The sequence below is a fragment of the Fontibacillus panacisegetis genome (assembly GCF_900102215.1).
GTDB classification, from domain to species: Bacteria; Bacillota; Bacilli; order Paenibacillales; family Paenibacillaceae; genus Fontibacillus; species Fontibacillus panacisegetis.
Genome location: NZ_FNBG01000027.1, coordinates 47449 through 71162 on the forward strand (window position 1 = coordinate 47449; position 23714 = coordinate 71162).

The 23714-nt window shown below is 43.2% G+C and carries 39 protein-coding genes; 37 read left to right on the top strand and 2 right to left on the bottom strand.

What is annotated here, in order from left to right:
• Positions 1-6 precede the first annotated feature (6 nt).
• The 34 genes from rplV (at position 7) to BLS49_RS19175 (ending at position 19884) form a co-directional block, all read left to right on the top strand.
• The gene (gene rplV, locus BLS49_RS19010) at positions 7-339 is read left to right on the top strand and encodes a 50S ribosomal protein L22 (protein WP_091234508.1); all 333 of its coding nucleotides are present in this window, start codon (positions 7-9) and stop codon (positions 337-339) included.
• A gap of 13 nt (positions 340-352) precedes the next feature.
• Positions 353-1021, top strand: a complete 669-nt coding sequence (gene rpsC, locus BLS49_RS19015; protein ID WP_091234511.1) for a 30S ribosomal protein S3 — start codon at positions 353-355, stop codon at positions 1019-1021.
• 2 nt (positions 1022-1023) lie between these two features.
• Positions 1024-1458, top strand: coding sequence for a 50S ribosomal protein L16 (rplP, locus tag BLS49_RS19020; RefSeq protein ID WP_059040326.1), 435 nt, complete (start codon positions 1024-1026; stop codon positions 1456-1458).
• Entirely contained in the window at positions 1448-1648 is a 201-nt protein-coding gene (rpmC, locus tag BLS49_RS19025) for a 50S ribosomal protein L29 (protein ID WP_091234513.1), read from the top strand. The genes rplP and rpmC overlap by 11 nt, the downstream gene beginning before the upstream one ends.
• A gap of 51 nt (positions 1649-1699) precedes the next feature.
• Positions 1700-1963: a 30S ribosomal protein S17 gene (gene rpsQ, locus BLS49_RS19030; protein ID WP_091234517.1), complete on the top strand. Its 264-nt coding sequence runs from the start codon at positions 1700-1702 to the stop codon at positions 1961-1963.
• Between the two features lie 36 nt (positions 1964-1999).
• Positions 2000-2368, top strand: a complete 369-nt coding sequence (gene rplN / locus BLS49_RS19035; RefSeq protein WP_091234520.1) for a 50S ribosomal protein L14 — start codon at positions 2000-2002, stop codon at positions 2366-2368.
• Positions 2369-2414: 46 nt separating this feature from the next.
• Positions 2415-2768: a 50S ribosomal protein L24 gene (gene rplX, locus BLS49_RS19040; RefSeq protein ID WP_091234522.1), complete on the top strand. Its 354-nt coding sequence runs from the start codon at positions 2415-2417 to the stop codon at positions 2766-2768.
• 33 nt (positions 2769-2801) lie between these two features.
• Positions 2802-3344, top strand: a complete 543-nt coding sequence (gene rplE / locus BLS49_RS19045; RefSeq protein WP_091234524.1) for a 50S ribosomal protein L5 — start codon at positions 2802-2804, stop codon at positions 3342-3344.
• Positions 3345-3390: 46 nt separating this feature from the next.
• Complete coding sequence (locus BLS49_RS19050; RefSeq protein ID WP_085279072.1) at positions 3391-3576, top strand: type Z 30S ribosomal protein S14; 186 nt, start codon at positions 3391-3393, stop codon at positions 3574-3576.
• A 31-nt stretch (positions 3577-3607) separates the two neighbouring features.
• A complete protein-coding gene (gene rpsH / locus BLS49_RS19055; protein ID WP_091234528.1) occupies positions 3608-4006 on the top strand; it encodes a 30S ribosomal protein S8 in 399 nt (132 codons plus the stop codon).
• A gap of 30 nt (positions 4007-4036) precedes the next feature.
• Positions 4037-4579, top strand: a complete 543-nt coding sequence (gene rplF / locus BLS49_RS19060; RefSeq protein WP_091234532.1) for a 50S ribosomal protein L6 — start codon at positions 4037-4039, stop codon at positions 4577-4579.
• Positions 4580-4658: 79 nt separating this feature from the next.
• The gene (rplR, locus tag BLS49_RS19065; RefSeq protein WP_091234536.1) at positions 4659-5027 is read left to right on the top strand and encodes a 50S ribosomal protein L18; all 369 of its coding nucleotides are present in this window, start codon (positions 4659-4661) and stop codon (positions 5025-5027) included.
• 27 nt (positions 5028-5054) lie between these two features.
• On the top strand, positions 5055-5552 hold the full coding sequence (rpsE, locus tag BLS49_RS19070; RefSeq protein ID WP_091234539.1) for a 30S ribosomal protein S5: 498 nt from the start codon (positions 5055-5057) through the stop codon (positions 5550-5552).
• A gap of 12 nt (positions 5553-5564) precedes the next feature.
• Positions 5565-5750, top strand: a complete 186-nt coding sequence (gene rpmD, locus BLS49_RS19075; protein WP_091234541.1) for a 50S ribosomal protein L30 — start codon at positions 5565-5567, stop codon at positions 5748-5750.
• Positions 5751-5857: 107 nt separating this feature from the next.
• Complete coding sequence (rplO, locus tag BLS49_RS19080) at positions 5858-6298, top strand: 50S ribosomal protein L15 (protein ID WP_091234544.1); 441 nt, start codon at positions 5858-5860, stop codon at positions 6296-6298.
• The gene (gene secY / locus BLS49_RS19085; RefSeq protein WP_091234548.1) at positions 6298-7596 is read left to right on the top strand and encodes a preprotein translocase subunit SecY; all 1299 of its coding nucleotides are present in this window, start codon (positions 6298-6300) and stop codon (positions 7594-7596) included. The genes rplO and secY overlap by 1 nt, the downstream gene beginning before the upstream one ends.
• A 93-nt stretch (positions 7597-7689) precedes the next feature.
• Complete coding sequence (locus tag BLS49_RS19090; RefSeq protein ID WP_091234551.1) at positions 7690-8334, top strand: adenylate kinase; 645 nt, start codon at positions 7690-7692, stop codon at positions 8332-8334.
• Positions 8335-8338: 4 nt separating this feature from the next.
• Positions 8339-9091, top strand: coding sequence for a type I methionyl aminopeptidase (gene map / locus BLS49_RS19095; protein WP_091234554.1), 753 nt, complete (start codon positions 8339-8341; stop codon positions 9089-9091).
• Between the two features lie 3 nt (positions 9092-9094).
• Positions 9095-9397 carry a KOW domain-containing RNA-binding protein gene (locus BLS49_RS19100; RefSeq protein ID WP_091234557.1) on the top strand — a complete coding sequence of 101 codons (303 nt, stop codon included), beginning with the start codon at positions 9095-9097 and terminating at the stop codon, positions 9395-9397.
• A gap of 14 nt (positions 9398-9411) precedes the next feature.
• Positions 9412-9627 carry a translation initiation factor IF-1 gene (infA, locus tag BLS49_RS19105; RefSeq protein ID WP_017692098.1) on the top strand — a complete coding sequence of 72 codons (216 nt, stop codon included), beginning with the start codon at positions 9412-9414 and terminating at the stop codon, positions 9625-9627.
• Between the two features lie 182 nt (positions 9628-9809).
• The gene (gene rpmJ, locus BLS49_RS19110; RefSeq protein ID WP_003333770.1) at positions 9810-9923 is read left to right on the top strand and encodes a 50S ribosomal protein L36; all 114 of its coding nucleotides are present in this window, start codon (positions 9810-9812) and stop codon (positions 9921-9923) included.
• A 20-nt stretch (positions 9924-9943) separates the two neighbouring features.
• Complete coding sequence (gene rpsM, locus BLS49_RS19115) at positions 9944-10312, top strand: 30S ribosomal protein S13 (RefSeq protein WP_018753970.1); 369 nt, start codon at positions 9944-9946, stop codon at positions 10310-10312.
• Positions 10313-10331: 19 nt separating this feature from the next.
• On the top strand, positions 10332-10727 hold the full coding sequence (gene rpsK, locus BLS49_RS19120; RefSeq protein ID WP_091234561.1) for a 30S ribosomal protein S11: 396 nt from the start codon (positions 10332-10334) through the stop codon (positions 10725-10727).
• A 130-nt stretch (positions 10728-10857) separates the two neighbouring features.
• On the top strand, positions 10858-11802 hold the full coding sequence (locus BLS49_RS19125; protein ID WP_091234565.1) for a DNA-directed RNA polymerase subunit alpha: 945 nt from the start codon (positions 10858-10860) through the stop codon (positions 11800-11802).
• A gap of 37 nt (positions 11803-11839) precedes the next feature.
• Positions 11840-12205: a 50S ribosomal protein L17 gene (rplQ, locus tag BLS49_RS19130; protein ID WP_091234569.1), complete on the top strand. Its 366-nt coding sequence runs from the start codon at positions 11840-11842 to the stop codon at positions 12203-12205.
• A 126-nt stretch (positions 12206-12331) separates the two neighbouring features.
• Complete coding sequence (gene truA, locus BLS49_RS19135) at positions 12332-13117, top strand: tRNA pseudouridine(38-40) synthase TruA (RefSeq protein ID WP_091234572.1); 786 nt, start codon at positions 12332-12334, stop codon at positions 13115-13117.
• 80 nt (positions 13118-13197) lie between these two features.
• On the top strand, positions 13198-13533 hold the full coding sequence (locus BLS49_RS19140) for a TFIIB-type zinc ribbon-containing protein (RefSeq protein ID WP_091234574.1): 336 nt from the start codon (positions 13198-13200) through the stop codon (positions 13531-13533).
• Positions 13534-13773: 240 nt separating this feature from the next.
• Entirely contained in the window at positions 13774-14211 is a 438-nt protein-coding gene (gene rplM / locus BLS49_RS19145; protein ID WP_091234577.1) for a 50S ribosomal protein L13, read from the top strand.
• 20 nt (positions 14212-14231) lie between these two features.
• On the top strand, positions 14232-14624 hold the full coding sequence (rpsI, locus tag BLS49_RS19150) for a 30S ribosomal protein S9 (RefSeq protein ID WP_091234580.1): 393 nt from the start codon (positions 14232-14234) through the stop codon (positions 14622-14624).
• A 276-nt stretch (positions 14625-14900) separates the two neighbouring features.
• Entirely contained in the window at positions 14901-15776 is an 876-nt protein-coding gene (locus BLS49_RS19155) for an FMN-binding protein (RefSeq protein ID WP_091234583.1), read from the top strand.
• A gap of 153 nt (positions 15777-15929) precedes the next feature.
• On the top strand, positions 15930-16622 hold the full coding sequence (locus BLS49_RS19160; protein WP_091234586.1) for a phosphoadenylyl-sulfate reductase: 693 nt from the start codon (positions 15930-15932) through the stop codon (positions 16620-16622).
• Positions 16623-16664: 42 nt separating this feature from the next.
• Complete coding sequence (sat, locus tag BLS49_RS19165) at positions 16665-17831, top strand: sulfate adenylyltransferase (protein WP_091234590.1); 1167 nt, start codon at positions 16665-16667, stop codon at positions 17829-17831.
• Between the two features lie 74 nt (positions 17832-17905).
• Entirely contained in the window at positions 17906-18676 is a 771-nt protein-coding gene (cwlD, locus tag BLS49_RS19170) for an N-acetylmuramoyl-L-alanine amidase CwlD (RefSeq protein ID WP_091234593.1), read from the top strand.
• Positions 18677-18756: 80 nt separating this feature from the next.
• Positions 18757-19884: an Mrp/NBP35 family ATP-binding protein gene (locus BLS49_RS19175; RefSeq protein WP_091234596.1), complete on the top strand. Its 1128-nt coding sequence runs from the start codon at positions 18757-18759 to the stop codon at positions 19882-19884.
• Positions 19885-19989: 105 nt separating this feature from the next.
• Here the strand turns inward: BLS49_RS19175 and gerD are convergent, their stop codons facing one another.
• Complete coding sequence (gerD, locus tag BLS49_RS19180; RefSeq protein WP_091234599.1) at positions 19990-20724, bottom strand: spore germination lipoprotein GerD; 735 nt, start codon at positions 20722-20724, stop codon at positions 19990-19992.
• 126 nt (positions 20725-20850) lie between these two features.
• On the opposite strand from gerD, the gene BLS49_RS19185 reads away from it, so the two are divergent.
• Positions 20851-21438 carry a KinB-signaling pathway activation protein gene (locus BLS49_RS19185; protein WP_091234603.1) on the top strand — a complete coding sequence of 196 codons (588 nt, stop codon included), beginning with the start codon at positions 20851-20853 and terminating at the stop codon, positions 21436-21438.
• 66 nt (positions 21439-21504) lie between these two features.
• On the opposite strand, the gene pdaB is transcribed toward BLS49_RS19185, so the two are convergent.
• Complete coding sequence (gene pdaB, locus BLS49_RS19190) at positions 21505-22314, bottom strand: polysaccharide deacetylase family sporulation protein PdaB (protein ID WP_091234606.1); 810 nt, start codon at positions 22312-22314, stop codon at positions 21505-21507.
• A gap of 121 nt (positions 22315-22435) precedes the next feature.
• On the opposite strand from pdaB, the gene BLS49_RS19195 reads away from it, so the two are divergent.
• Complete coding sequence (locus tag BLS49_RS19195; protein WP_245742565.1) at positions 22436-23050, top strand: stage II sporulation protein M; 615 nt, start codon at positions 22436-22438, stop codon at positions 23048-23050.
• Between the two features lie 136 nt (positions 23051-23186).
• On the top strand, positions 23187-23417 hold the full coding sequence (locus BLS49_RS19200; RefSeq protein ID WP_091234609.1) for a hypothetical protein: 231 nt from the start codon (positions 23187-23189) through the stop codon (positions 23415-23417).
• The last annotated feature ends 297 nt before the right edge of the window (positions 23418-23714 follow it).

Consider the following 23714-nt stretch of genomic DNA (forward strand, 5'->3'; position numbering starts at 1 on the left):
AAACAGATGGAAGCTAAAGCACATGCAAGGTCAATTCGCATTGCTCCACGGAAAGCTCAACTCGTTGTTGATTTGATCCGCGGCAAGCAAGTTGGCGAAGCTATCGCAATTCTCCGTCACACTCCAAAGGCGGCTTCCCCGATCGTGGAAAAGCTTTTGAACTCGGCGATTGCTAATGCTGAACATAATTATTCTCTGGATGTAAATAAATTGGTTGTATCTCAAGCTTTTGTAAACCAAGGTCCGACAATGAAACGTTTCCGCCCTCGTGCAATGGGACGCGCAAGCCGGATCAACAAACGCACCAGCCACATTACATTGGTGGTATCCGAAAAATAAGGAGGGAAAACGTGTGGGCCAAAAGGTAAATCCGGTCGGATTACGAGTAGGGATTATCCGTGATTGGGAATCTAAATGGTACGCAGGCAAAGACTTTGGTGATCTTTTGCTTGAAGACGTAAAAATTCGTGAACATCTGAAAAATAAATTGAAAGACTCCGCTGTATCTCGCATTGAAATCGAGAGAGCGGCTAATCGTGTGAACGTAACGATCCACACTGCCAAACCAGGTATGGTAATTGGTAAAGGTGGTTCTGAAGTAGAAAATCTGCGCAACGAAATTACGAAAATCGCAGGTGGCAAAAAGGTTCACATTAACATCTCTGAAATCAAACACCCTGATCTTGACGCGATTCTTGTCGCAGAAAGCATCGCACAACAATTGGAACGTCGTGTTTCTTTCCGTCGTGCGCTGAAACAAGCGATTCAAAGAACTATGCGTTCAGGAGCGAAAGGGATTAAAACAGCAGTCAGCGGTCGTCTCGGCGGTGCTGAAATTGCTCGTTCGGAAGGCTACAGTGAAGGAACTGTTCCACTTCATACGCTCCGCGCCGACATCGATTATGGTACGGCAGAAGCGCATACAACTTACGGCCGTATCGGCGTAAAAGTATGGATCTATCGTGGAGAGGTTCTTCCTACGGCTAAGAAACAACAAGCTGCTCAGGAAGGAGGCAACTAATCATGTTGGTACCAAAACGCGTAAAACACCGCAAGCAACAACGCGGTAATATGAGAGGCCAAGCTAAAGGCGGCACTGAACTTAACTTCGGTGAATACGGTCTGCAAGCTCTTGAGCCAACTTGGATCACAAACCGTCAAATCGAAGCAGCGCGTATTGCAATGACGCGTTACATCAAACGTGGCGGTAAAGTATGGATTAAAATTTTCCCTGACAAACCGATTACTCAAAAGCCTCTTGAAGTCCGGATGGGTAGTGGTAAAGGTAACGTAGAAAAATGGGTCGCAGTTGTGAAACCAGGCAAAATCATGTTTGAGCTTGCCGGAGTATCTGAAGAAATCGCACGTGAAGCTATGCGTCTTGCTGCTCACAAACTGCCGATCAAAACTAAGTTTGTGAAACGTGAAGAATTGGGTGGTGAAGCAAATGAAAGCTAATGAACTTCGCAACTTAACCACTGCTGAGATTGAACAAAAAGTCGCAGGATTTAAAGAAGAACTCTTTAACCTCCGTTTTCAACTGGCTACTGGCCAACTTGACAACCCGACTCGTATCCGTGACGTGCGTAAGGAAATAGCTCGTGCTAAAACCGTATTACGTCAAAGAGAACTTGGGATCATTAGTTAATAACGCTCTCCTAGCTAAGGAAAGCGCCTAATTCTAGGAAGGAGGCTAACCATGAGCGAACGTAATGCCCGTAAAGTGCAAATTGGTAAAGTCGTCAGCGACAAAATGGATAAAACCATCGTTGTAGCTGTAGAAACCTATAAGAAACATGATCTGTACCATAAGCGCATTAAATACACTAAGAAATTTAAAGCGCATGATGAAAATAATACAGCTAAAATCGGTGATATCGTTAAAATTGCTGAAACTCGTCCTTTGTCCAAAGACAAACGTTGGAGACTTGTTGAAGTGGTAGAAGAAGCGGTAATCATCTAATTGCTCGGTAGCTTAGACTGAAAGGAGGAAATATCCATGATTCAACCATTTACACGTTTGCATGTTGCTGACAACTCCGGCGCGAAGGAATTGATGTGTATCCGCGTTTTGGGTGGTACCGGTCGTCGTACAGCGCAAATCGGTGACTTGATCGTTTGTTCTGTGAAACAAGCAACACCAGGCGGCGTTGTCAAAAAGGGTGACGTAGTCAAAGCGGTTGTTGTTCGTACAAAACGTTCGGTTCGTCGTAAAGACGGTTCCTACATCGCATTCGATGAGAATGCAGCAGTTGTAGTTAAGGATGACAAGAGCCCACGCGGTACTCGTATTTTCGGACCTGTTGCTCGCGAACTTCGTGATAGAGATTTCATGAAAATCGTTTCCTTGGCTCCGGAAGTTATCTAAAACCTAACCCCGATTATTAAGCTGAAGAAACAGGAGGTGTACGAAAATGCCAAGACTGAAAAAAGTTCTTGAATCCCATAACAATAAGCTGCACGTCAAAAAAGACGATACGGTTATCGTGATCAGCGGTAAAGACAAAGGTAAAAAAGGCCGTGTTATCGCTGCTTATCCTCGTGAAAACCGCGTGCTTGTGGAAGGCGTCAACATGGTTAAGAAGCATCAAAAACCTAACCAATTGAATCCGCAAGGCGGCATTATCGAGAAAGAAGCTCCGATTCATGTATCGAACGTTATGCACGTTGATCCTAAGAGCGGAACAGTAACTCGTATCGGTTACAAAGTATTGGACAACGGTAAAAAAGTTCGTGTTGCTAAGAAATCCGGAGAAGTAATCGACTAATCCAGGAACGTAAAGAAAGGAGGTCCATGATTCATGGCAGCTAGATTGAAAGAACGTTTTTTGAACGAAGTGACACCTGCTTTGATTCAAAAATTCAACTATTCGACTGTAATGCAAGTGCCTAAAATTGAGAAGGTTGTTATCAACATGGGTGTTGGTGAAGCTGTATCTAACTCTAAGGTACTTGATTCTGCGGTTAACGATTTGCAACTGATCTCTGGTCAAAAACCAGTTATCACTCGCGCTAAAAAATCCATCGCAGGTTTCAAACTCCGTGAAAACATGCCAATCGGTGTGAAGGTAACTCTTCGCGGCGAACGTATGTATCATTTCCTCGACAAACTGTTTAATGTTACGCTTCCTCGTGTACGTGACTTCCACGGTGTATCGACGAAAGCATTTGACGGACGTGGTAACTATACACTCGGCCTCAAGGAACAATTGATCTTCCCTGAAATCGAGTATGATCAAGTTGATAAAGTACGTGGTATGGATATCGTTATCGTAACTACGGCAAAAACCGATGAAGAATCCCGCGAATTGTTGACCGGGCTCGGTATGCCATTTGTGAAATAAGTTGAGTTTTAAATTCTCCGAAACTATTTAGGAGGTGTCAGGCTAAGTGGCAAAAACTTCGATGAAAGTTAAACAACAACGTGCACCTAAATTTAAGGTACGGGCATATACCCGTTGCGAACGTTGTGGTCGTCCACATTCGGTGTTGCAAAAGTACAAAATTTGCAGAATTTGCTTCCGTGAATTAGCTTATAAAGGCCAGATTCCTGGCGTGAAAAAAGCAAGCTGGTAAACAATCAACAACGGGAAGGAGGTTTACACGTATGACTATGTCAGATCCAATTGCAGATATGCTTACACGTATTCGTAACGCGAACACGGTTCGCCACGAGACTGTAGAGTTGCCTGCGTCAACGATCAAAAAACAAATCGCTGAGATCTTGAAGCGTGAAGGTTTTATCCGTGATGCAGAATATGTTGAAGATAACAAACAAGGGATCATTCGTATTTTCTTGAAATACGGCCCTAACAATGAGCGCGTCATCTCCGGACTTAAGAGAATCAGTAAACCAGGCCTTCGCGTGTACACGAAGAGTAATGAAGTTCCTCGTGTTCTCGGTGGTCTTGGAATCGCGATTATCTCGACTTCCAAAGGAGTTATGACTGACAAAGAAGCTCGTCAAGCAAAAGCTGGCGGCGAAGTTGTCTGCTACGTTTGGTAATAAACGTCACAAAACAAGGAGGTGCAGCAAATGTCTCGTATTGGTCGCAAACCAATTACAGTACCAAGTGGTGTGAATGTCACACTCGATAATAGTGTAATTACAGTTAAAGGACCTAAAGGTACCTTGACTCGTGAGCTTCATAAGGACATCAAAGTAACGGTTGAAGAAAACCTAATTACAGTTGATCGTCCTTCTGATAATAAATTGCATCGTTCACTTCACGGTACTACTCGTAGCGTAGTGAACAACATGGTGAGTGGAGTAACCGATGGCTTCTCCAAAACACTCGAACTCGTTGGCGTAGGTTACCGTGCAAGCAAATCTGGTGAGAAACTCGTTCTTAACGTTGGTTACTCTCATCCAGTTGAAATCACTCCTGAGGCCGGTATTGTATTCGAAGTTCCTTCAAATACAAAAATCATCGTGAGTGGGATCAATAAAGAACGCGTAGGCGAATACGCTGCGAAAATTCGTGCTGTACGTGCACCTGAACCTTACAAAGGTAAAGGTATCAAGTACGAAGGTGAACGCATCATTCGTAAAGAAGGTAAAGCCGGTAAGAAGAAATAAGTTTCTTCTTAGCGGGCTTTTACTGGCGTGTTGATATGAACAGCTTGTGAAGGTAAACCGAAAGGAGTGAAATGGAGTCATGATTACAAAAGGTGATAAAAATAAAGCACGTCTGAAAAGACATTTGCGTGTACGGAAAAAAATCCAAGGAACGGCTGAACGTCCAAGACTTAACGTATACCGCTCTTCCAAACATATTTATGCACAATTGATCGACGATGCTGCTGGCGTAACTCTTGCATCTGCTTCTACAGTAGATAAAGAAATCAGCGCTGATATCAACAACGGGGGCAACGTAGAAGCTGCTCGTAAAGTCGGCGAATTGGTTGCCAAACGTGCTGCAGAAAAAGGCCATAAAAATGTTGTCTTCGACCGTGGAGGATACCTCTACCATGGACGTATTCAAGCATTGGCTGACGCTGCCCGTGAAGCAGGTCTTGAATTCTAAAATATTTGCTAAAAGGAGGTTAACGACTTGCGTGTAGATCCGAACACTCTAGAATTGTCTGAAAGAGTTGTAAATATTAACCGCGTTGCTAAAGTAGTTAAAGGCGGACGCCGTTTTAGCTTCAGTGCTCTTGTAGTTGTCGGCGACGGCAAAGGCTGGGTAGGCGCTGGTATCGGTAAAGCTGGCGAAGTTCCTGATGCAATTCGCAAAGGAATTGAAGATGCTAAGAAAAATCTTGTGTATGTTCCACTCGTAGGAACTACTATTCCTCACCTGGTTACTGGGCATTTCGGTGCTGGTCGTGTACTGTTGAAACCTGCATCTGAAGGTACAGGGGTTATCGCTGGTGGACCAGTTCGTGCGGTTCTCGAACTTGCTGGCGTAGGCGACATTCTAACAAAATCTTTAGGTTCTTCGAATTCCATCAACATGGTTAACGCGACTTTAGAGGGCTTGTCCCGTCTGAAACGCGCTGAAGATGTTGCGAAATTACGCGGTAAATCCGTCGAAGAACTTCTCGGTTAAGGAGGGAATCTCATGGCTAAACTGCAAATTACCCTCGTGCGTAGTTTGATCGGTCGTCCGGAGAACCAACGTACTACCGTGAAAACATTGGGACTTCGCAAGATCAACCAAACTGTGGTTCATAACGACAACCCAGCCATCCGTGGTATGGTGAATCATGTAAGCCACTTGGTAAAAGTACAAGAAATTTCGGAGTAATCCTTTGGACTAACTGCGAAACGTCACTTTGATCCATAGAGTTAACCCGGTTAACGGGTTAACGATATGCTCAAATGTCAACAATAAATAAGGAGGTGCAACGAACGATGAAGTTACATGAGCTCTCCCCAGCTGCTGGATCACGTCATGAACGTAAACGCGTAGGTCGTGGTACAGGTAGCGGTATGGGTAAAACATCTACGCGTGGTCACAAAGGTCAAAACGCTCGTTCCGGCGGTGGTGTGCGTCCGGGCTTCGAAGGCGGCCAAAACCCGCTGTATCGTCGCTTGCCAAAACGCGGATTTACGAATCCAACGCGGAAAGAGTATGCGATTGTGAACATCGAGGAACTTAACAACTTTGCGGCGGATACGGAAGTAACTCCTGAACTGTTGTTTGAACAAGGAATCGTGAAAAACGCGAAGAGCGGAATCAAGATTCTTGGCAACGGTGAAGTTACTGTCAAATTGACAGTGAAAGCAAATAAGTTCTCTCAATCTGCGGTAGAGAAAATCGAGGCTGCCGGCGGTAAAACCGAGGTGATCTAATGATTAAAACCATTAAGAACATATGGCATGTTCAGGACCTGCGCAATCGAATTCTTTTCACGCTGTTTATTTTCATTATTTACCGGATCGGTTCCTTCGTTCCGGTTCCGGGCGTTGATACGTCTGTATTTGAATCAGTAAATAGTGCGGGAAGCGAGTTGTTTGGGCTCTTGAATACCTTCTCGGGCGGAGCGCTCAAGAATTTCTCGATCTTCGCGCTCGGGATTATGCCTTATATCACGGCATCCATCATCGTCCAACTTCTCTCTATGGATGTAATTCCAAAATTTGCGGAATGGGCAAAACAAGGGGAGCATGGTAAGAAAAAAATGGCTCAGATTACTCGTTACGGTACAGTAATTCTAGCTATCATTCAAGCCTTTGCTACTTCAATTGGTTTCAACCGCTTGTATGGAACGGACATGGTGCCTAATGCAACCTTTGCTGATTATCTTGTAATTGCAATTGTATTGACTGCAGGTACATCTTTCTTGATGTGGCTTGGTGAGCAGATTACTGAGAAGGGTATTGGCAACGGTATTTCCTTGATTATCTTTGCAGGGATCGTTGCTGCTATTCCATCTCATATTCAGAGTATCGCTCAATCCGAGTTTATCGTTGAGGGTCAAAACTTCATGAACGTAGTTAAATCGATTGCAGTCGTTCTTGTATGTGTATTGATCGTTATCGGCGTTATCTATATTCAGCAGGCTATTCGGAAAATTCCGGTACAGTATGCTAAACGTGTTGTAGGTAACAAGATGTACGGTGGACAAAACACGCATATTCCGCTCAAAATCAATGCAGCGGGTGTTATTCCAGTTATCTTTGCTGTATCGTTGCTACAATTCCCTGTTGTAATCGCGAACTTCTGGTCGACACATAATTGGGCAAAATGGATCAGTGATAACTTTGCTATAGACCGTCCTTTGGGAATGGTGCTTTATATTGTCATGATCATTGGCTTCACATTCTTCTATACTTTCGTACAGATGAATCCACAGCAAATGGCTGAAAATATGAAGAAAAATGGCGGTTACATTCCAGGAATTCGTCCAGGTAAAACAACCGAGAAATACCTGACTAAGGTATTAACTCGTCTGACAATGACGGGAGCGATTTTCCTGGCTGTCATTTCCATCTTGCCAATCGGTTTGGGGGCGCTCGCTAATTTGCCGCGTACTGTTCAAATCGGTGGTACTTCGATCCTTATCGTTATCGGTGTTGCACTGGATACGATGAAGACAATCGAAGGACAATTAATTAAGCGTCACTATAAAGGCTTTATCAATAAATAGTCGATAGGTTCCGGGCCGAGTTGGATTCTGAACTCGCCTGGCACCTATTGTGCTGTTTTCTAAGTAGAATCAGTCTTGGAGGGAGTGATAGACATGAACATTTTATTCATGGGACCTCCTGGGGCAGGTAAAGGAACACAAGCAGAGGCCATCGTTAACGAATTCGGTATTCCTCACATCTCCACTGGCGATGCATTTCGTCTGGCGATTAAACAGGCAACACCTGTAGGAGTACAAGCGAAAGAGTATATGGATAAAGGTCTTCTGGTTCCCGATGATGTAACGGTCGGTATCGTTCGTGAGCGTCTTCAGCAGTCCGATTGCGAAAAAGGTTTTTTATTGGACGGTTTTCCAAGAACCCTTTCTCAAGCGGAAGCGCTGGAAGAATTGCTTAGCGGGTTAGGTAGAAAACTGGAACATGTCGTCAACTTGAAAGTAGATCGCAATAAATTGCTAGCTCGTCTAACAGGACGTCGAATTTGCAAGTCTTGTGGATCTACATTTCATGTGCTCTTTAATCCGCCTGTTCAGGAAGGTGTTTGTGATAAGTGCGGCGGCGAGTTGTATCAGCGCTCCGACGATAATGAAGAGAGCGTAGGAACACGTCTGGACGAATATATCAACAAAACGGCACCTCTCCTCAAGTTCTATGAAGATAAAGGATTGCTTCGTCAAGTAGATGGAGAACAGGAAATTGATACGGTAACGAAAGAAATCGTATCTATACTGCGAGGTTAGGTTAATGATCATTTGTAAATCCGAAACGGAACTGGGCTTTATGAGAGAAGCAGGGCGTATCGTAGCTGAAACGCACAGACTCATGGCGAAATCGATTGAGCCTGGGATTACGACGGGCGAGCTCGATCACATTGCCGATAAGTTCATTCGCAGTCAAGACGCTTTGCCGTCTTTCAAAGGCTACAACGGTTTTCCTTATAGTATTTGCGCATCGGTTAACGAAGAATTGGTACATGGATTTCCTAGCAAACGCAAATTGAACGAGGGCGACATCGTCAGTCTTGATATTGGCGCTGAATATCGTGGTTTTCATGGTGATTCAGCCTGGACTTATCCAGTTGGTGAGATTTCTGAAGAAGCGAAGAAGCTTCTGGAAGTAACCGAAGGATCGCTATATGCAGGTCTAGCACTTGTCAAACCTGATGTACGCTTGTTCACCATCTCGCATGAAATCCAGAAATTCATTGAAGATGCAGGTTTTTCTGTTGTTCGCGAATATGTCGGACACGGCATAGGATCTGAATTGCATGAAGAACCGCAAATTCCTAACTATGGCACTCCGGATCGTGGTCCACGCCTGAAACCAGGAATGGTGCTTGCGATTGAACCGATGGTTAACGTTGGGAAACGGTATGTCAGAACACTGGAAGATAATTGGACGGTCGTCACTGTGGATGGATCACTATGTGCTCACTTTGAGCATACAGTGGCTGTTACAGCGGATGGCATGGAAATTTTCACTAAGCTGGATGCGTAGGTGATGAAGGTGAAGCACCTCAAGGAAGCACAGCTCGGTCAATTGGTGAAAGTTCTGAAGGGTAGAGATGCAGGTGACGTTTACGTGATCATTGGAATCGTCGATGACAAATTTGTGATGATCGCGGATGGGGACAGACGGAAGTTTGACCAGCCTAAACGTAAAAATATACAGCATCTTGAATTTCAGCCGATGATCAGCGGCGAGGTAGTTCAAAGTTTGCAAGAATGCGGCTTCGTAACAAACGGTAAACTGCGTTTCGCAGTGAACGCTTATGCGGAATTCGCCAATTCTAATGCCGAATAGAAAGGAGACTGACTGTGGCTAAAGAAGATGTCATTGAAGTCGAAGGCACGGTTTTAGAACCGTTGCCAAACGCTACATTTAAAGTTGAGCTAGAGAATGGTCATCAAATTCTTGCTCACGTATCCGGGAAGCTGCGTATGCACTTTATCCGGATTCTAACTGGTGATAAAGTAGTTGTTCAATTATCGCCATACGATCTTACAAAAGGTCGTATTACGTATCGTAAATAGATTTAGTACCATTTGTAACAAATGTGTGTTATTATATTCAGGTTGAGTAAAACTAGAATTCCTTACGAAGAGAGTTTTGCTTCGCAAAACAAGCATAGGTGATAATGAGAGTTTTGCTCTGCAGAACAGCATACGCTTACGATGAAAGTTTTGTTCGGCTTAACTTTGAGGGGGTAATCAACATGAAGGTGAGACCTTCTGTAAAGCCAATTTGCGAAAAATGCAAAGTCATTCGTCGCAAAGGCAATGTCATGGTGATTTGCGAAAATCCTAAACACAAACAAAAACAAGGTTAAAGAAGGGGGTGTAGCGTAAAATGGCACGTATAGCTGGTGTGGATTTGCCACGTGATAAACGCGTTGAGATCGCCTTAACTTACATTTTCGGAATCGGTAAAACGACTTCCCAGAAAATCCTGAACACTACAGGCATCAATCCGGACACTCGTGTTCGTGATTTGACGGAAGATGAGGTTAGCAAACTACGCGAAACGATCGACAAAACAGTCAAGGTTGAAGGCGACTTGCGTCGTGAAATTTCCTTAAATATTAAGCGGTTGATTGAAATCGGCTGCTACCGCGGTGTTCGTCATCGCCGTGGCTTGCCTGTTCGTGGACAACGTACTAAAACGAATGCCCGTACTCGTAAGGGTCCTCGTCGTACTGTAGCGAACAAGAAGAAATAAGAAGGGGGGATAACAGACAATGGCTAAACCAAAAAAAGTCGTACGTACTAAACGTCGTGACCGTAAAAATATTGAAACTGGTGTGGCACATATCCGCTCTACCTTCAATAACACTATTGTTACGATTACTGATCCACATGGTAACGCAATTTCTTGGGCGAGCTCCGGTGGTCTTGGATTTAAGGGTTCCCGTAAATCCACTCCGTTTGCTGCACAAATGGCTGCGGAATCTGCTGCAAAAGCAGCAATGGAACATGGTATGAAGAGCGTTGAGGTTATGGTTAAAGGTCCTGGAGCCGGTCGTGAAGCCGCTATCCGCTCCTTGCAAGCTGCCGGCCTTGAAGTTAACATGATTAAAGACGTTACTCCAATTCCTCATAACGGATGCCGTCCTCCAAAACGTCGTCGTGTATAATGAAGACGCCTTTTGTGTGGTATAACAACGGCATAAATTGGTAACAATGGATGTTTAGGCATACTACATGATCGACTTCGATGAACATGACAGTTTTTGAAGGAAGACGTTTTGAAGGAGGGGTAATTTCGTGATAGAAATCGAAAAGCCGAAAATTGAGACCGTAGAAGTTAACGATGAAGGCACCTATGGGAAATTTGTAGTAGAACCGCTCGAGCGTGGGTATGGAACCACACTCGGTAACTCGCTTCGCCGAATTTTGCTCTCTTCTCTACCTGGTGCAGCGGTAACCTCGGTCCAAATCGATGGTGTTCTGCATGAATTTGCGACAATCCCGGGTGTAATGGAAGACGTTACGGAGATCATTCTGAATCTGAAGGCACTTTCGCTTAAAATCCATTCCGATGAAGAGAAAATTCTCGAAATTGATGCTGAAGGCGAAGGAGTCATTACGGCAGGAGATATTCGTGCGGATAGTGATGTGGAGATTTTGAACCCAGATTTGCACATTGCAACTCTTGAACCAGGTTCTAGACTTCATATGCGCATATATGCGGGCCGTGGTCGTGGTTATGTTCAGGCAGATAAGAATAAACGCGATGATCAACCAATTGGTGTCATTCCCGTCGATTCGATCTATACCCCGATTGCTCGTGTCAATTACGTTGTTGAAAATACACGTGTTGGCCAAGTAACCAACTATGACAAGCTTACGCTTGAAGTATGGACCGATGGTAGCATTAGACCTGAAGAAGCGGTAAGTCTCGGTGCTAAAATATTGACCGAGCATCTCTTCCTGTTCGTGGGACTCACGGATGAAGCGAAGGACGCTGAAATCATGGTTGAGAAAGAAGAAGACAAAAAAGAGAAAGTTCTTGAAATGACGATTGAAGAGCTCGATCTCTCTGTTCGTTCTTATAACTGCCTCAAACGTGCTGGTATTAATACCGTGCAAGAGCTGACTACGAAAACGGAAGAAGATATGATGAAGGTTCGTAACCTTGGTCGCAAATCTTTGGAAGAAGTTCAAGAGAAGCTTGAAGAGCTTGGTTTAGGATTACGTGCAGAAGAATAATCTCTTTTGAATCGTTCTAGCGAAGGAGGGAAAACTCATGGCATACCAAAAGTTGGGTCGCGATTCCAGTGCGCGTAAAGCTTTGTTCCGTGACCTGGTGACTGACCTGTTCTTATACGAACGCATCCAAACGACTGAAGCTAAAGCGAAAGAAGTTCGTTCTATCGCTGAAAAGCTGATCACCAAAGCAAAGCGTGGAGATCTTCATGCTCGTCGTCAGGTTGCAGCATATGTTCGCCGCGAATCTATCGACGGACAACAAGATGCAATCCAAAAGCTGTTCTCGGAATTGGCACCACGCTATTCCGAACGTCCAGGCGGATATACACGTATCATGAAGCTGGGACCACGCCGCGGCGATTCTGCGCCTATGGTTTACTTGGAATTGGTAGACCGGGCTTAATTGCGGGGGAACTCTCCGCTTATAGTTAAACTCTCTGACGGCTTGCCATTTAAGGCATAGCTTGAAGAGAGTTTTTCTATTGTTATCGGCTTTAATTATTCTATGAACATGAGAGGAGGAGTTCATTTGAGAAATATACTGATGACGGTCAGCTATGATGGGACCAATTACTTTGGATTTCAGACTCAGCCCGATGGTAACACGGTTCAGGATTATTTGGAATCGGCTATCGCGGGATTAACAGGGGAAATCGTAAAGATCCACGGTTCAGGCAGAACTGATGCTGGTGTACATGCCCGTGAGCAGCCATTCCATTTTCAGACGAATTCGCAAATTCCGATTGAAAGATGGCGTCTGGCTCTCAATGGTCGTCTTCCTTCCGATATTAGGGTAATTACAGCTAAGGAGGTTCCACTATCGTTTCATTCAAGACGGTCTGCTAAGCAGAAGACTTATCGCTATACGATTAACGGAAATCGGATTCCAGATGTATTTCAACGGCATTATCAAACCCATCATCCTGGTCATCTTGATGTCGAGGGTATGAGAGAAGGACTATCTTTATTGACGGGAACTCACGATTACACCTCATTCGCTTCGCGACATTCTACTAAGGCTAGTCATGTTCGAACGATCTATCATGCTTGGATCGAAGTAGATCATTCTCCTGCTAATTCAGGAAGCGACGAACAAGGCGTGATTCACATCTATATGACAGGTAATGGCTTTTTACAGCATATGGTTCGAATTATTGTGGGAACTTTACTGCAAGTAGGTGAAGGTAAACGACAGCCTCAAGATATGAAGAGGGTTCTGGAAGCACGAGATCGTGCGGCAGCTGGACCTACAGCAGAGAGTAAAGGGCTTATGTTGTGGAAAGTAGAATACGAGGATGCAATCTTAATGGATTAACACAGACTCTACTGAAACCAGGCTTCGTTTTATACGTAATAAATCAAGAGCTTACATGAGAACCTGGGAGGCGTAAGAATATGAAATGTCCAGTATGTAATGATGTTCGTATGAGAGAAGTGGAGAAGAACGGTGTATTGATAGATGTTTGTCCAGATTGTAAGGGTGTATGGCTGGATCGTGGGGAACTAGAAAAACTGCTGCATGAGGTTAGTGAAGTTGAGGCTGCATACCAATCAGCACCAGTGTATCGTAACACTACCCATTATGGTACAAGACATGTTCAACAACCAAGTTATAAGAGTCAACACAACCCGTCGTATTACAATTCACACAGTAAATACAGCAAATATAATAAACATCACTATAAGAAGAAAAAGTCGGTTATGGACGTATTAGGAGATCTGTTTGACTAAACTGATTTTGTTGTAAATAATACTTGCGCAATTATATTCCTTGCTGTAAAATATAAGTTGTGTTTTCTTATGGCTATCCCACAGCCCCCAATAAGATTTACACCAACAATGTAATATAAATGCTAACAAGTAAATGAAGAACGATCGAAGATAAATGTGCTGAAAGTCCTTGCGACCCGAAGAGCGAGATCGTTTTCAGCATTTGAATCATTTTGGACGAGAACGAAGGAGGATCTTTACATGCGTACCACTTATATGGCGAAGCCAAGCGAAGTTGAGCGCAAATGGCATATCATTGATGCCGAAGGCAAAACGCTGGGCCGTTTGGCAAGCGAAGCTGCTGCACTCATTCGCGGTAAACACAAACCAGGTTTTACACCACATGTTGATGGCGGCGACTTTGTCATTGTAATCAACTCTGAGAAAATCAATCTTACTGGTAAGAAACTTCAAAACAAAAAATATTATCGTCACTCGATGCATCCAGGTGGTTTGAAAGTAGCAACTGCTGGAGATCTTTTGAAAACTAAACCTGAACGCGTAATTGAGTCTGCTGTTCACGGCATGCTGCCTAAAACTCGCCAAGGTGAGAAAATGAAGCTTAGATTGAAAGCTTATGCTGGCACTGAGCATCCACACGTAGCACAAAAACCTGAAGTTTACGAACTTCGCGGATAATTAAAAGGGAGGACAGTTTCATGGCACAAGTACAATACTATGGGACAGGTCGTCGTAAACATTCGGTAGCTCGTGTTCGCCTTGTACCGGGTGAAGGACGCATTGTCATCAATAAACGTGATATCAATGAATATTTCGGTCTGGAAACTCTTAAGCTGATCGTTAAACAACCACTGACTTTGACAGAAACTATTGGCAGCTATGATGTTATCGTCATCGCTCATGGTGGTGGTATCTCTGGTCAAGCAGGTGCAATCCGTCACGGTATTTCCCGTGCATTGCTCAAAGCAGATCCAGAATTCCGTCCTGCACTGAAAAAAGCAGGATTCTTGACTCGTGACCCACGGATGAAAGAACGTAAAAAATACGGTCTTAAAGCCGCTCGTCGCGCGCCACAATTCTCGAAACGTTAATATTCTTTGGATATCAAAGAATTACAGCCTTCGGCCTTATTGGCCGAGGGCTTTTTATTAGTGGTTTAAGCGAGTTGAGCACGCGCGTAGCCTGCGAAACAAAAAACAACCTGATGCGAACGTTATCAATGGAGTTGTGGTTATGATTTGCATAGGGGGATATCTTGATCTGACATGAGTATTTTTTCACAATATATGTGATTGTTTTCACTTAAGTTTATATCAGTAAATGTTAAACTTCGTATGACATTATAATTTTTCAGTGGGGGTAAAGAAGTGAGAAAAGGATTATTAATAGGGACAATGGTATTCCTTATAGCTGCTTTAACCGCGTGTGGCGGGAATAAAGCAGCAAATAATGATGCCAATAAAGGAACAAATGCTGATAGTAACCAAACTGCTGTCACAGAGAAAGGCGAATATGTAGACGGTACGTATAAGGCGAGTTATGATCGTAAAGACGTTCGTAACTGGATTGCGTACGTTGAAATTACTGTTAAGGATGGTAAGGTGGAAAAAGCTTACTACGACTACACAAATGAAGATGGTAAATTGAGAACAAACGATGAAGGATACACTACTGCGTTTAAAAATGCAAACAAAATGACCCCACGCGAAGCATTTGATCAGTTAGGAGAAAATCTCGTAAAAGTACAAGTGGCCGATAAAGTGGATGTAGTATCCGGTGCAACTCACTCTTCCAGAAACTTTAATGAATTGGCTGCAGCAGCTCTTGAAAAAGCAAAAGCTGGCGACACGAGTGAAGCTACCGTGCATTTGTATGACGATGGGACATATAAAGTTGAGGCAGATGCTTTTGATGATCATGGCTGGAAACCATTCGTGGAATTGGTTGTAAAGGATAACAAAATAGAATCCGTAGATTTTAACTATGTTAATGAGGAAGGCAAGCTTAAGACCGATGATGCGGAATACAAAGCTGCGATGGAGCCTAAATCAGGGACATATCCTCAAAAATATACGGAAGAGCTTGAGAAGCAACTGATCGAAAAACAATTAATCGGTGATGTGGATGTAGTATCTGGTGCAACGACATCGTCGAACAACTTCCATGCGCTTGTTGAATATGCCCTTGATGATATGGCGGAAGTTGGAGATACATCTACAAAAGCAATTAAAATCGAGGAATAATTTTCATATCCTGAATATAATGAAGACCTGTAGCATAATGCTCAGGTCTTTTTTATTGACATACCGTAGGAATCCTTTATACTTTTAACTAAAATCTAATCTGTTTAGTTGGTATAAATTTATGGTAGTTCTTCATAATTGAGGGGTGGAACAATGAATTTACTTGAAAAAGAGAAGCTAATTGCTGAAAAAGCTGTTGAATTGGAGTCTGCTACACCGGAGGAAATCATTGCATGGGCTGTCGAGACGTTTCCGAACATTACTTTTGCTTGCAGCTTTGGAGCTGAAGACGTTGTGCTGGTTGATATGCTGCAGAAGATTAGTCCATCTACCGATATTTTTTATCTGGATACCGATTTTCATTTCCAAGAAACTTATGTAACCCGGGATATCATCACTGATAAATATGATCTCGAGTTTGTTCGTGTGTCTCCACTTATCACCCCGGAGGAACAAGCTGCTCAGCATGGAGAAGAGCTTTGGAAGTCGGACCCTAATGCATGCTGCAATATTCGCAAAGTAGAGCCGCTTACCCGTATTTTATCGCAGTATGAGGCGTGGATTACGGGAATTCGACGCGATCAGGCACCTACTCGGGCTAATTCTAAAAAAATTGAATATGACAATAAGTTTGGACTGGTTAAGTTTAATCCGATTGCAGGTTGGACTAGCGAGGATGTATGGAATTATATTCGTGAGAACGAAGTGATCTATAATCCGCTGCATGATCGGAATTATCCGAGCATTGGCTGTGAGTATTGCACTCGTCCTGTTATGCCTGGGGAGGATCCTAGAGCGGGTCGTTGGTCTGGTTCTGATAAAACCGAATGTGGTCTTCATAAGTAATAAAGTAAGTTCAACTAGTCGAGATTAAGGAGAGAATTTGAAATGGCGATTTTACCGCATGGCGGATCACTTATAGATCTTATTGCTTCTGGTGAAGAGAGAGAAAGACTATTAGACGAAGCTAAAGGACTAAAATCACTTCGTATCAATACCTGGACCATTTCTGATTTGGATTTAATTGGAGTGGGAGCATTTTCGCCGTTAACCGGATTTTTAAATGAAGAGGATTACCATTCTGTTGTTGATCATATGAGATTGGCTGACGGAACGGTATGGAGTATTCCAATCACGCTGTCCATAAGTGAGGAAGAGGCGAAGAATCTTACGATTGGTGAACAGGTATCTCTCATTGGTGAGCAGGATGGCATCATTTATGGTTTACTCAACATTGGCAGCATCTATAAGGTTGATCAAGGTGAAGAGGCGAGAAAGGTATTTAAAACGGACGACCTGGAGCATCCGGGCGTTAAAAAGCTAATGGAGCGTTCTCCAATTTATGTTGGCGGTTCTATAGTGGTATTAAATCGTCCGAAGCCGGAAAGATTTGGTGAGTTCTATTATGATCCGGCGGTGACTCGTCGTTTGTTCGAGGAGAAAGGGTGGAAATCCGTCGTTGGTTTTCAAACTCGCAATCCTGTCCATCGTGCTCATGAATATATCCAGAAAAGTGCAATGGAAATAGTAGACGGTTTATTCCTGAATCCACTCGTCGGAGAGACGAAGTCGGATGACGTTCCTGCTGATGTCCGGATGAAGAGTTATCTAGTTTTGCTGGAAAACTATTATCCTCAGGATCGTACATTTCTAGGAGTATTTCCGGCAGCGATGCGATATGCAGGGCCAAGAGAGGCTATATTCCATGCTATGGTACGAAAAAACTACGGATGCACGCATTTCATTGTTGGTCGCGACCACGCAGGCGTAGGTGACTACTATGGTACGTACGAAGCGCAGGAAATATTTTCGAACTTCACTTCTGAGGAATTGGGAATATCCCCGCTATTTTTTGAACACAGCTTCTTTTGCACGAAATGCGGCAACATGGCTTCAAGCAAAACCTGTCCTCATTCGAAAGAGGATCATTTAACTTTATCAGGAACAAAGGTTAGAGGTTTATTGCGTGATGGTGTATGCCCACCGCCAGAATTTACACGTCCTGAGGTGGCTAAGGTATTAATTGAAGGCATGAGCCATCAAGTTGTTATTTAACGTTTATACGTCATATTTGTCCACCTCGTCCCATATGATGATTAGTGTCATTATGGGATGGAGGTGGATTTTTTATGGGTTCCAGGGACAAGGTCACCGTATGGATCTCTTTAAACAGCATCAAAAAATTAATATTCGGCATTGGATTGTTTGCGATTGTTATAGGAATAGTAGCTTATGAGATCCCAACAACAAAAGTATGGAAATATTGGAGCCTGCCGCTTGCAGGTGTAACTATAGCGATTGATCCTGGACATGGAGGTCCTGATGGTGGCGCGGTAAGCAAACAAGGTGTTATTGAAAAGGAAATAAATTTGGCGGTTTCCCTGTATTTGCGAGACTATTTACAGCAGTCAGGAGCTGTTGTGGTCATGACGAGAGAAGAGGATCAGGATCTGGCTGATGAGAATACGAAGGGCTATAGTAAGAGGAAGACTCAGGATTTGAAACGTCGTGTTCGGTTCATTGAGGAGCATCAAGCGAAGCTGTTCGTCAGCATTCACATGAACGCTGTTCCTTCATCAAGATGGAGTGGAGCGCAAACCTTTTATTCCAGCAATAATGGGGACAGTATAAATCTAGCCGAGATGATACAAGAAGAGCTTAAACGAAATTTAGAAAATACGGATCGGGTTGCAAAACAATCTGATAAATCTATTTATCTTCTGGAAACTTTAAAAATGCCGGCAGTACTTGTGGAAGTTGGTTTTTTATCTAATCCGGATGAATCGGCACTGCTAGGTGATGAAGCATATCAACGGAAAGTAGCCGCTTCAATCTATCAAGGCATTCTTCGTTATAGCTCAGGAGAAAAGGGCAAAAAAGGAGCAGATATTAATAAGTGATGCTATAATATTTGTCATAATAGATGAAGCTTAAAGACATACCATTCAACAAAGATGAGATGAAGTCGAGGTGCTGTCAATTGTTAACGAAGGAACAACTTCAAGCCATATTGCGTCCGATTGCTGAGCCCGTACTAGAGCGCAGTTTAGTGGACCTGCAGTGGATTCGCGATTTGATGATCAAAGAAGATCGGGTATCGATTACAGTAGTTTGTCTTGAAAAAGAAACGGAGACGCAAGCGGCAATTGAAAGCGAGATTCGTGATCGACTGGCTAGTGCCGGGGTACATGAGGTACATATTCGTTTTCGTGAAGCTTACGAACATGAGCGTGAAGAGGCTGGACTGTCCACTAGTGTCTCTTCAGGGACTGAACCTGATCAACAACAGTCTTCACAACGAAGTGAATTAAAAGGACATGGTGCTGGACTTGAGCAGTTATCCATTCTGGATCCTGAATCAGGTGTACAATTTATTGCTATCGCCAGCGGTAAGGGCGGGGTAGGTAAATCTACAGTTTCCGTAAACCTTGCTGTTGCGCTTGCTAGGCAAGGTAAACGTGTAGGATTGATTGATGCTGATATTTATGGATTCAGTGTTCCTGACATGATGGGGGTTGAAAGTGCTCCTGTTGTGGAAGACGGAGAGATCATTCCTGTTGAACGATTCGGAGTCAAAGTTATGTCTATGGGATTTTTCATTCAAGATAACAACCCTGTTATTTGGCGTGGACCTATGCTCGGTAAAATGCTGCGCCAGTTTTTCAATGATGTGAACTGGGGAGAGCTTGATTATTTACTGCTGGACTTGCCCCCGGGCACTGGAGATGTCGCGCTTGATGTACATCAAATGATTCCGCAAAGCCGTGAAATCATCGTAACTACACCACATGCGACAGCGGCTTTTGTTGCAGCACGTGCTGGTGCTATGGCGCTGAAGACAGAACATGAGGTGCTTGGAGTCGTAGAAAATATGGCTTATTACGAGTGCAAAGGCTGCGGACAAAAGGATTACATCTTTGGGCGGGGCGGTGGAGCACGGTTAGCTGAAACTTTGCATTCAGAACTTCTTGCTCAAATTCCTATTGGGGCACCAGACAACCATATTTCGGAACGGGATTTTTCACCTTCTGTATATAAAGCAGAGAGCAGCACAGGAATCATTTATAATGAATTGGCCATGAGCATTATATCTAAATGCGAAAACTGAGGCATCGAGTCTTTGTTAAGCTGGAGTTAAGCCAAAACAAAGACTCTGGCCATATTCAAAGGTTTTGAATCGATATCAATACTTATGTTGGATCTTAGGATTGCCTTAAGATCCTCCTTCGCCTTGACTGCTGCTTTGGCCGCCTTTGCCTCCTCCTTCTCCACCACCAGCACCAGCACCACTAGGTTTCTCCAACTTTGGCTCAAGCTGCTCCTGTACAACGGTTTTAAGAAGCTCCATAACCTCCATTTTAAAAATTGGACTTTGCATGGATTCCTGCATCACTGTCATCGACTGCTTGCGGAAATCAGTTGTTTTCGTCAAATCGAGGAACATTTTCATCATTTCCGGTGATTTCATCATTTCGTTAATGGATTTTTGATAGGTCGGGTCTTTGATGAGATCCAAATGCAGCTGTTTGCTCTGAGAATTGATTGCTTTGGCAAAATCACCGGCAAAGCGAGGATCAGTCATTATTTTTTCGATTTCTTTTTTATATTCAGGTGAAGTAATTGTATCCTTAACGGCCATTCTTACTTGATCAGATGATTGAGGAGTCATCAACATCTTGATTCCAGTTCCACCACCGCTTGATGAACCAGATCCCTCAGATCCGGAGGTAGATCCTTCCGAACCGCTGCTTGAACTGCTTTGAGGAGAGCTCAATGCTTCATATATCGCTTTTTTACCCTCGTCCGTTTTTAAGATATCAATGACCATTGATTTGGTTTCCTTATATCCTCCTCCGGATGATGAGGAAGAGCTTTGTTCAGAACCGCAGGCCGCTAACGGAAGAATTAATAAAATGCATAAAAAACATCGATACCCGAGCCACTTCATGGTTCCTTCCTCCTTGTACTTATTACTGTCTGTAGTATGCGGTCGTAAAAAAGGAATTATCCAACCGAAAACAATGGTTTTTTATTAAAATCGTTGGTAAAATATTTCGATAATGGGGGTGTAGGCTTGAATTTAAAAAGCTGGTTATATTTATTTTGGACAAGCCTGGTCGTCGGTGCCGCAGGCTCGCTTGTCATCGGACTGATCTTACAATGGACCGATACGGTCACGCTGAACGGAACTGCCGACTTCTTTGTAAATATTGCTGTTTTACTTGGTGTAGGCATAATGGTTAGCGTATACTCGCAAATGGGATTTTTCGCTTATATGATGGTCAATTACATGGGAACAGGTGTGTTTAGCAGAAGAACATGGCAGTATATTCAAATTGTGCTTACTTCGCTGGCATTGCTGGAATTGATGTTTTTTCGAGTGTTTGTAGGCGGGGAACAGGCTGGCAAATCCGATATGTTGCTTGGAATTATTATTCTAATTGTCGCTTTAGTTGTTGCTTCCTTTAAAGTTAAGATGACGAATGCATCAGCGTGGATTCCGACCGTGTTTTTTATGATAGCTGTGACTATCGTTGAGACAGTCGGAGTGCTTAAAATTGGAGTCAATGAAGCTACAGCCTGGATTGCAGGGCCGTTAATTGCTTGCAATGCGTATCAGATTCTTATTTTGCACCGCGTATTGAAACCTAGAACAGCATAACAATAAACGAAACGGATACCGCCCGTCTGATGGGAGTATCCGTTTATTATTTGGGTAGATGTCTGGTTATAGTCCTGCCGCAGCGTCAATATGCTGCTGAACCCATGCTTGATCACGTACTTCACTTCCCTTGACGGATGCTTCCTCAAGCAGATCAGTAACTGTAACGAATTCATACCCTTTTTGACGCAATTGATCGATAATAACTGGAAGGGCCTGATGAGTCTGTTTAACAGAATCGCTGGCATGCAGCAGAATAATATCGCCCGGATGAGCTTTGTCTACTACTCTTTTTACAATAACATCTGTTCCTTTGTTCATCCAGTCTTGTGAATCAGTATCCCACTGTATTACCTTATATCCCATACTGTCAGCGATTTTGAGGACACGACGGTCGAAATCTCCATTTGGCAATCTCAGCAGGTTTGGTGTTTTTCCTGTAACATCGGTTAGAATAGAATGTGCTGTACTAATTTGTTTGGTTATTTCTTCTTCGCTAAGTTCGCTGTAGTTCGTGTGCTTATGACCGTGACTTCCGATTTCATATCCAGACTCTTGAATCGTTTTAACAATATCCGGATGGCTTTTGGTCCACGGTGAGGATAGAAAAAAGGTTGCTTTCTGGACATTTTTGTCCTTTAGCACTTTCAGAATCGGTTCAGTTCGTTTGTCTCCCCAGCTGATGTCAAAGGTAAGGGCAATTACCTTTTTTTCGGTCGCTACGCTATAAATAGCCGCAGGACTGCTCTCCTCGGAGAATACAGTGATGTGATTCTGCTCCACATAAATTATGCCAGCTGCAAACAGTGCTGCTGTAAAGACAAAGAAGAACCTTTTGATTTTCTTTCCACTTAGCACGTAGAAGTAATTGTTCATCGATTTATAGCCCCTCTCGTCATCAGAATGAATTAGTTCCGCTTGTACTACTCTATGCTCGTACCTTTTTGATTTATTACTGATGAGGGAGTTCAAAAAAACTATGTAGGAGGTTATTTTCATGTTGTCATGGCGGTTGTTTATAAAAGACTTAAGGCAATTTAAAGTTGCTATGGGTTTAGCTTTTGTGTTATTTACGATAGGAGTTATTCTTGGAGCAGCAAATTCGGATGCACTTGTATCCCTGGTGTCAGGGGATGTAGAGCAAATACGGGAGCTTAGTCGCAAATTGTCTGAGACAGCTATTCCGGAGCTCAGCTTTTTTACCTTTATTTTTTTGAACAATGCAATTAAAAGTGTAGTTGTTATTTTTATGGGAGCCATATTTGGTGTTATCCCGCTTATATTTCTTTTGATGAACGGAGTTATTCTGGGATGGGTTGTTGCGATGACAGCTTCGCAAGGCGCGGACTTATTCGATCTTATCGTTCGAGGGTTGCTTCCACACGGAATTATAGAGATTCCAGCAATTATCATAGCCTCAGGCTTTGGACTGCAGTTTGGTTACTTAGTTTTGAAAGGGCTGGGTGAATTGGGAGCCAGAGACTCGTCAGAGCGGACGATTGATTTAAAAGCTTTTATGAGGTCGGCGGGAAGAGGGGCTTTCTGGATTGTCATTTTGCTTCTGGTTGCTGCTGTTATTGAGAGTACTCTTACTTTTTATCTCGTTCGTTAATAAGGTTGTCATATTTTTCCCTGAAAGTGTGCATAACATTAAAGCGGTCCAAAGGAACAAGTCATCAAGAAGACCAAATCGAGCATAGTCCTTGCAAGGTCAACGGAACTTAGTGTATAGAGGAGCTGTTAATGTTATGTTGGGAATGTTGTTCAGTGAGAAGGAATGCAGAGAATTAGATTATGTATTGCGCAAAGAGCTTGATGAGATGTTGCTTGACTTGAGCGACCAGCGATTGGATTTGGATATTCGCCATGCGATTGCCAGTAGATACAAAACAATATTCAGAATGTATGCACGTTTTGCCCCCTCCAAGGAGCTTTCCAAGTATGCTAGAAAAGCACGCTTACCCCAAGCGAAAAATTAGGTAAAAATTGGATTTGACTTCACGGCCCAGCTTATGATAAATTATGAAACGTTCCGCTTTTACGGAATACATAGAGCAACATGGGAGAGCATGTAGGGTAACAAAGGTTAACTAAAAAACTTTTAAAAAAACTCTTGCAAAAACCTAGCACTCTATGGTATATTATAAAAGTCGCCGCTGAACGAAGGCGATGACAAAAAATGAAGTTGATCTTTGAAAACTGAACAACGAGTGAGTATAAAAATGAGAATGAATAATTCTCGTCAGTTTTTCTAAATGAGCAAGTCAAACACTTTA

Coding starts and splice junctions, on each gene's coding strand:
- rplV (WP_091234508.1), top strand. CDS start 7: ATGGAAGCTAAAGCACATGCAAGGTCAATTCGCATTGCTCCACGGAAA.
- rplP (WP_059040326.1), top strand. CDS start 1,024: ATGTTGGTACCAAAACGCGTAAAACACCGCAAGCAACAACGCGGTAAT.
- rpmC (WP_091234513.1), top strand. CDS start 1,448: ATGAAAGCTAATGAACTTCGCAACTTAACCACTGCTGAGATTGAACAA.
- rpsQ (WP_091234517.1), top strand. CDS start 1,700: ATGAGCGAACGTAATGCCCGTAAAGTGCAAATTGGTAAAGTCGTCAGC.
- rplN (WP_091234520.1), top strand. CDS start 2,000: ATGATTCAACCATTTACACGTTTGCATGTTGCTGACAACTCCGGCGCG.
- rplX (WP_091234522.1), top strand. CDS start 2,415: ATGCCAAGACTGAAAAAAGTTCTTGAATCCCATAACAATAAGCTGCAC.
- rplE (WP_091234524.1), top strand. CDS start 2,802: ATGGCAGCTAGATTGAAAGAACGTTTTTTGAACGAAGTGACACCTGCT.
- rpsH (WP_091234528.1), top strand. CDS start 3,608: ATGACTATGTCAGATCCAATTGCAGATATGCTTACACGTATTCGTAAC.
- rplF (WP_091234532.1), top strand. CDS start 4,037: ATGTCTCGTATTGGTCGCAAACCAATTACAGTACCAAGTGGTGTGAAT.
- rplR (WP_091234536.1), top strand. CDS start 4,659: ATGATTACAAAAGGTGATAAAAATAAAGCACGTCTGAAAAGACATTTG.
- rpmD (WP_091234541.1), top strand. CDS start 5,565: ATGGCTAAACTGCAAATTACCCTCGTGCGTAGTTTGATCGGTCGTCCG.
- rplO (WP_091234544.1), top strand. CDS start 5,858: ATGAAGTTACATGAGCTCTCCCCAGCTGCTGGATCACGTCATGAACGT.
- secY (WP_091234548.1), top strand. CDS start 6,298: ATGATTAAAACCATTAAGAACATATGGCATGTTCAGGACCTGCGCAAT.
- BLS49_RS19090 (WP_091234551.1), top strand. CDS start 7,690: ATGAACATTTTATTCATGGGACCTCCTGGGGCAGGTAAAGGAACACAA.
- map (WP_091234554.1), top strand. CDS start 8,339: ATGATCATTTGTAAATCCGAAACGGAACTGGGCTTTATGAGAGAAGCA.
- BLS49_RS19100 (WP_091234557.1), top strand. CDS start 9,095: ATGAAGGTGAAGCACCTCAAGGAAGCACAGCTCGGTCAATTGGTGAAA.
- rpmJ (WP_003333770.1), top strand. CDS start 9,810: ATGAAGGTGAGACCTTCTGTAAAGCCAATTTGCGAAAAATGCAAAGTC.
- rpsM (WP_018753970.1), top strand. CDS start 9,944: ATGGCACGTATAGCTGGTGTGGATTTGCCACGTGATAAACGCGTTGAG.
- rpsK (WP_091234561.1), top strand. CDS start 10,332: ATGGCTAAACCAAAAAAAGTCGTACGTACTAAACGTCGTGACCGTAAA.
- rplQ (WP_091234569.1), top strand. CDS start 11,840: ATGGCATACCAAAAGTTGGGTCGCGATTCCAGTGCGCGTAAAGCTTTG.
- BLS49_RS19140 (WP_091234574.1), top strand. CDS start 13,198: ATGAAATGTCCAGTATGTAATGATGTTCGTATGAGAGAAGTGGAGAAG.
- rplM (WP_091234577.1), top strand. CDS start 13,774: ATGCGTACCACTTATATGGCGAAGCCAAGCGAAGTTGAGCGCAAATGG.
- rpsI (WP_091234580.1), top strand. CDS start 14,232: ATGGCACAAGTACAATACTATGGGACAGGTCGTCGTAAACATTCGGTA.
- BLS49_RS19160 (WP_091234586.1), top strand. CDS start 15,930: ATGAATTTACTTGAAAAAGAGAAGCTAATTGCTGAAAAAGCTGTTGAA.
- sat (WP_091234590.1), top strand. CDS start 16,665: ATGGCGATTTTACCGCATGGCGGATCACTTATAGATCTTATTGCTTCT.
- cwlD (WP_091234593.1), top strand. CDS start 17,906: ATGGGTTCCAGGGACAAGGTCACCGTATGGATCTCTTTAAACAGCATC.
- gerD (WP_091234599.1), bottom strand. CDS start 20,724: ATGAAGTGGCTCGGGTATCGATGTTTTTTATGCATTTTATTAATTCTT.
- pdaB (WP_091234606.1), bottom strand. CDS start 22,314: ATGAACAATTACTTCTACGTGCTAAGTGGAAAGAAAATCAAAAGGTTC.
- BLS49_RS19195 (WP_245742565.1), top strand. CDS start 22,436: ATGTTGTCATGGCGGTTGTTTATAAAAGACTTAAGGCAATTTAAAGTT.
- BLS49_RS19200 (WP_091234609.1), top strand. CDS start 23,187: ATGTTGGGAATGTTGTTCAGTGAGAAGGAATGCAGAGAATTAGATTAT.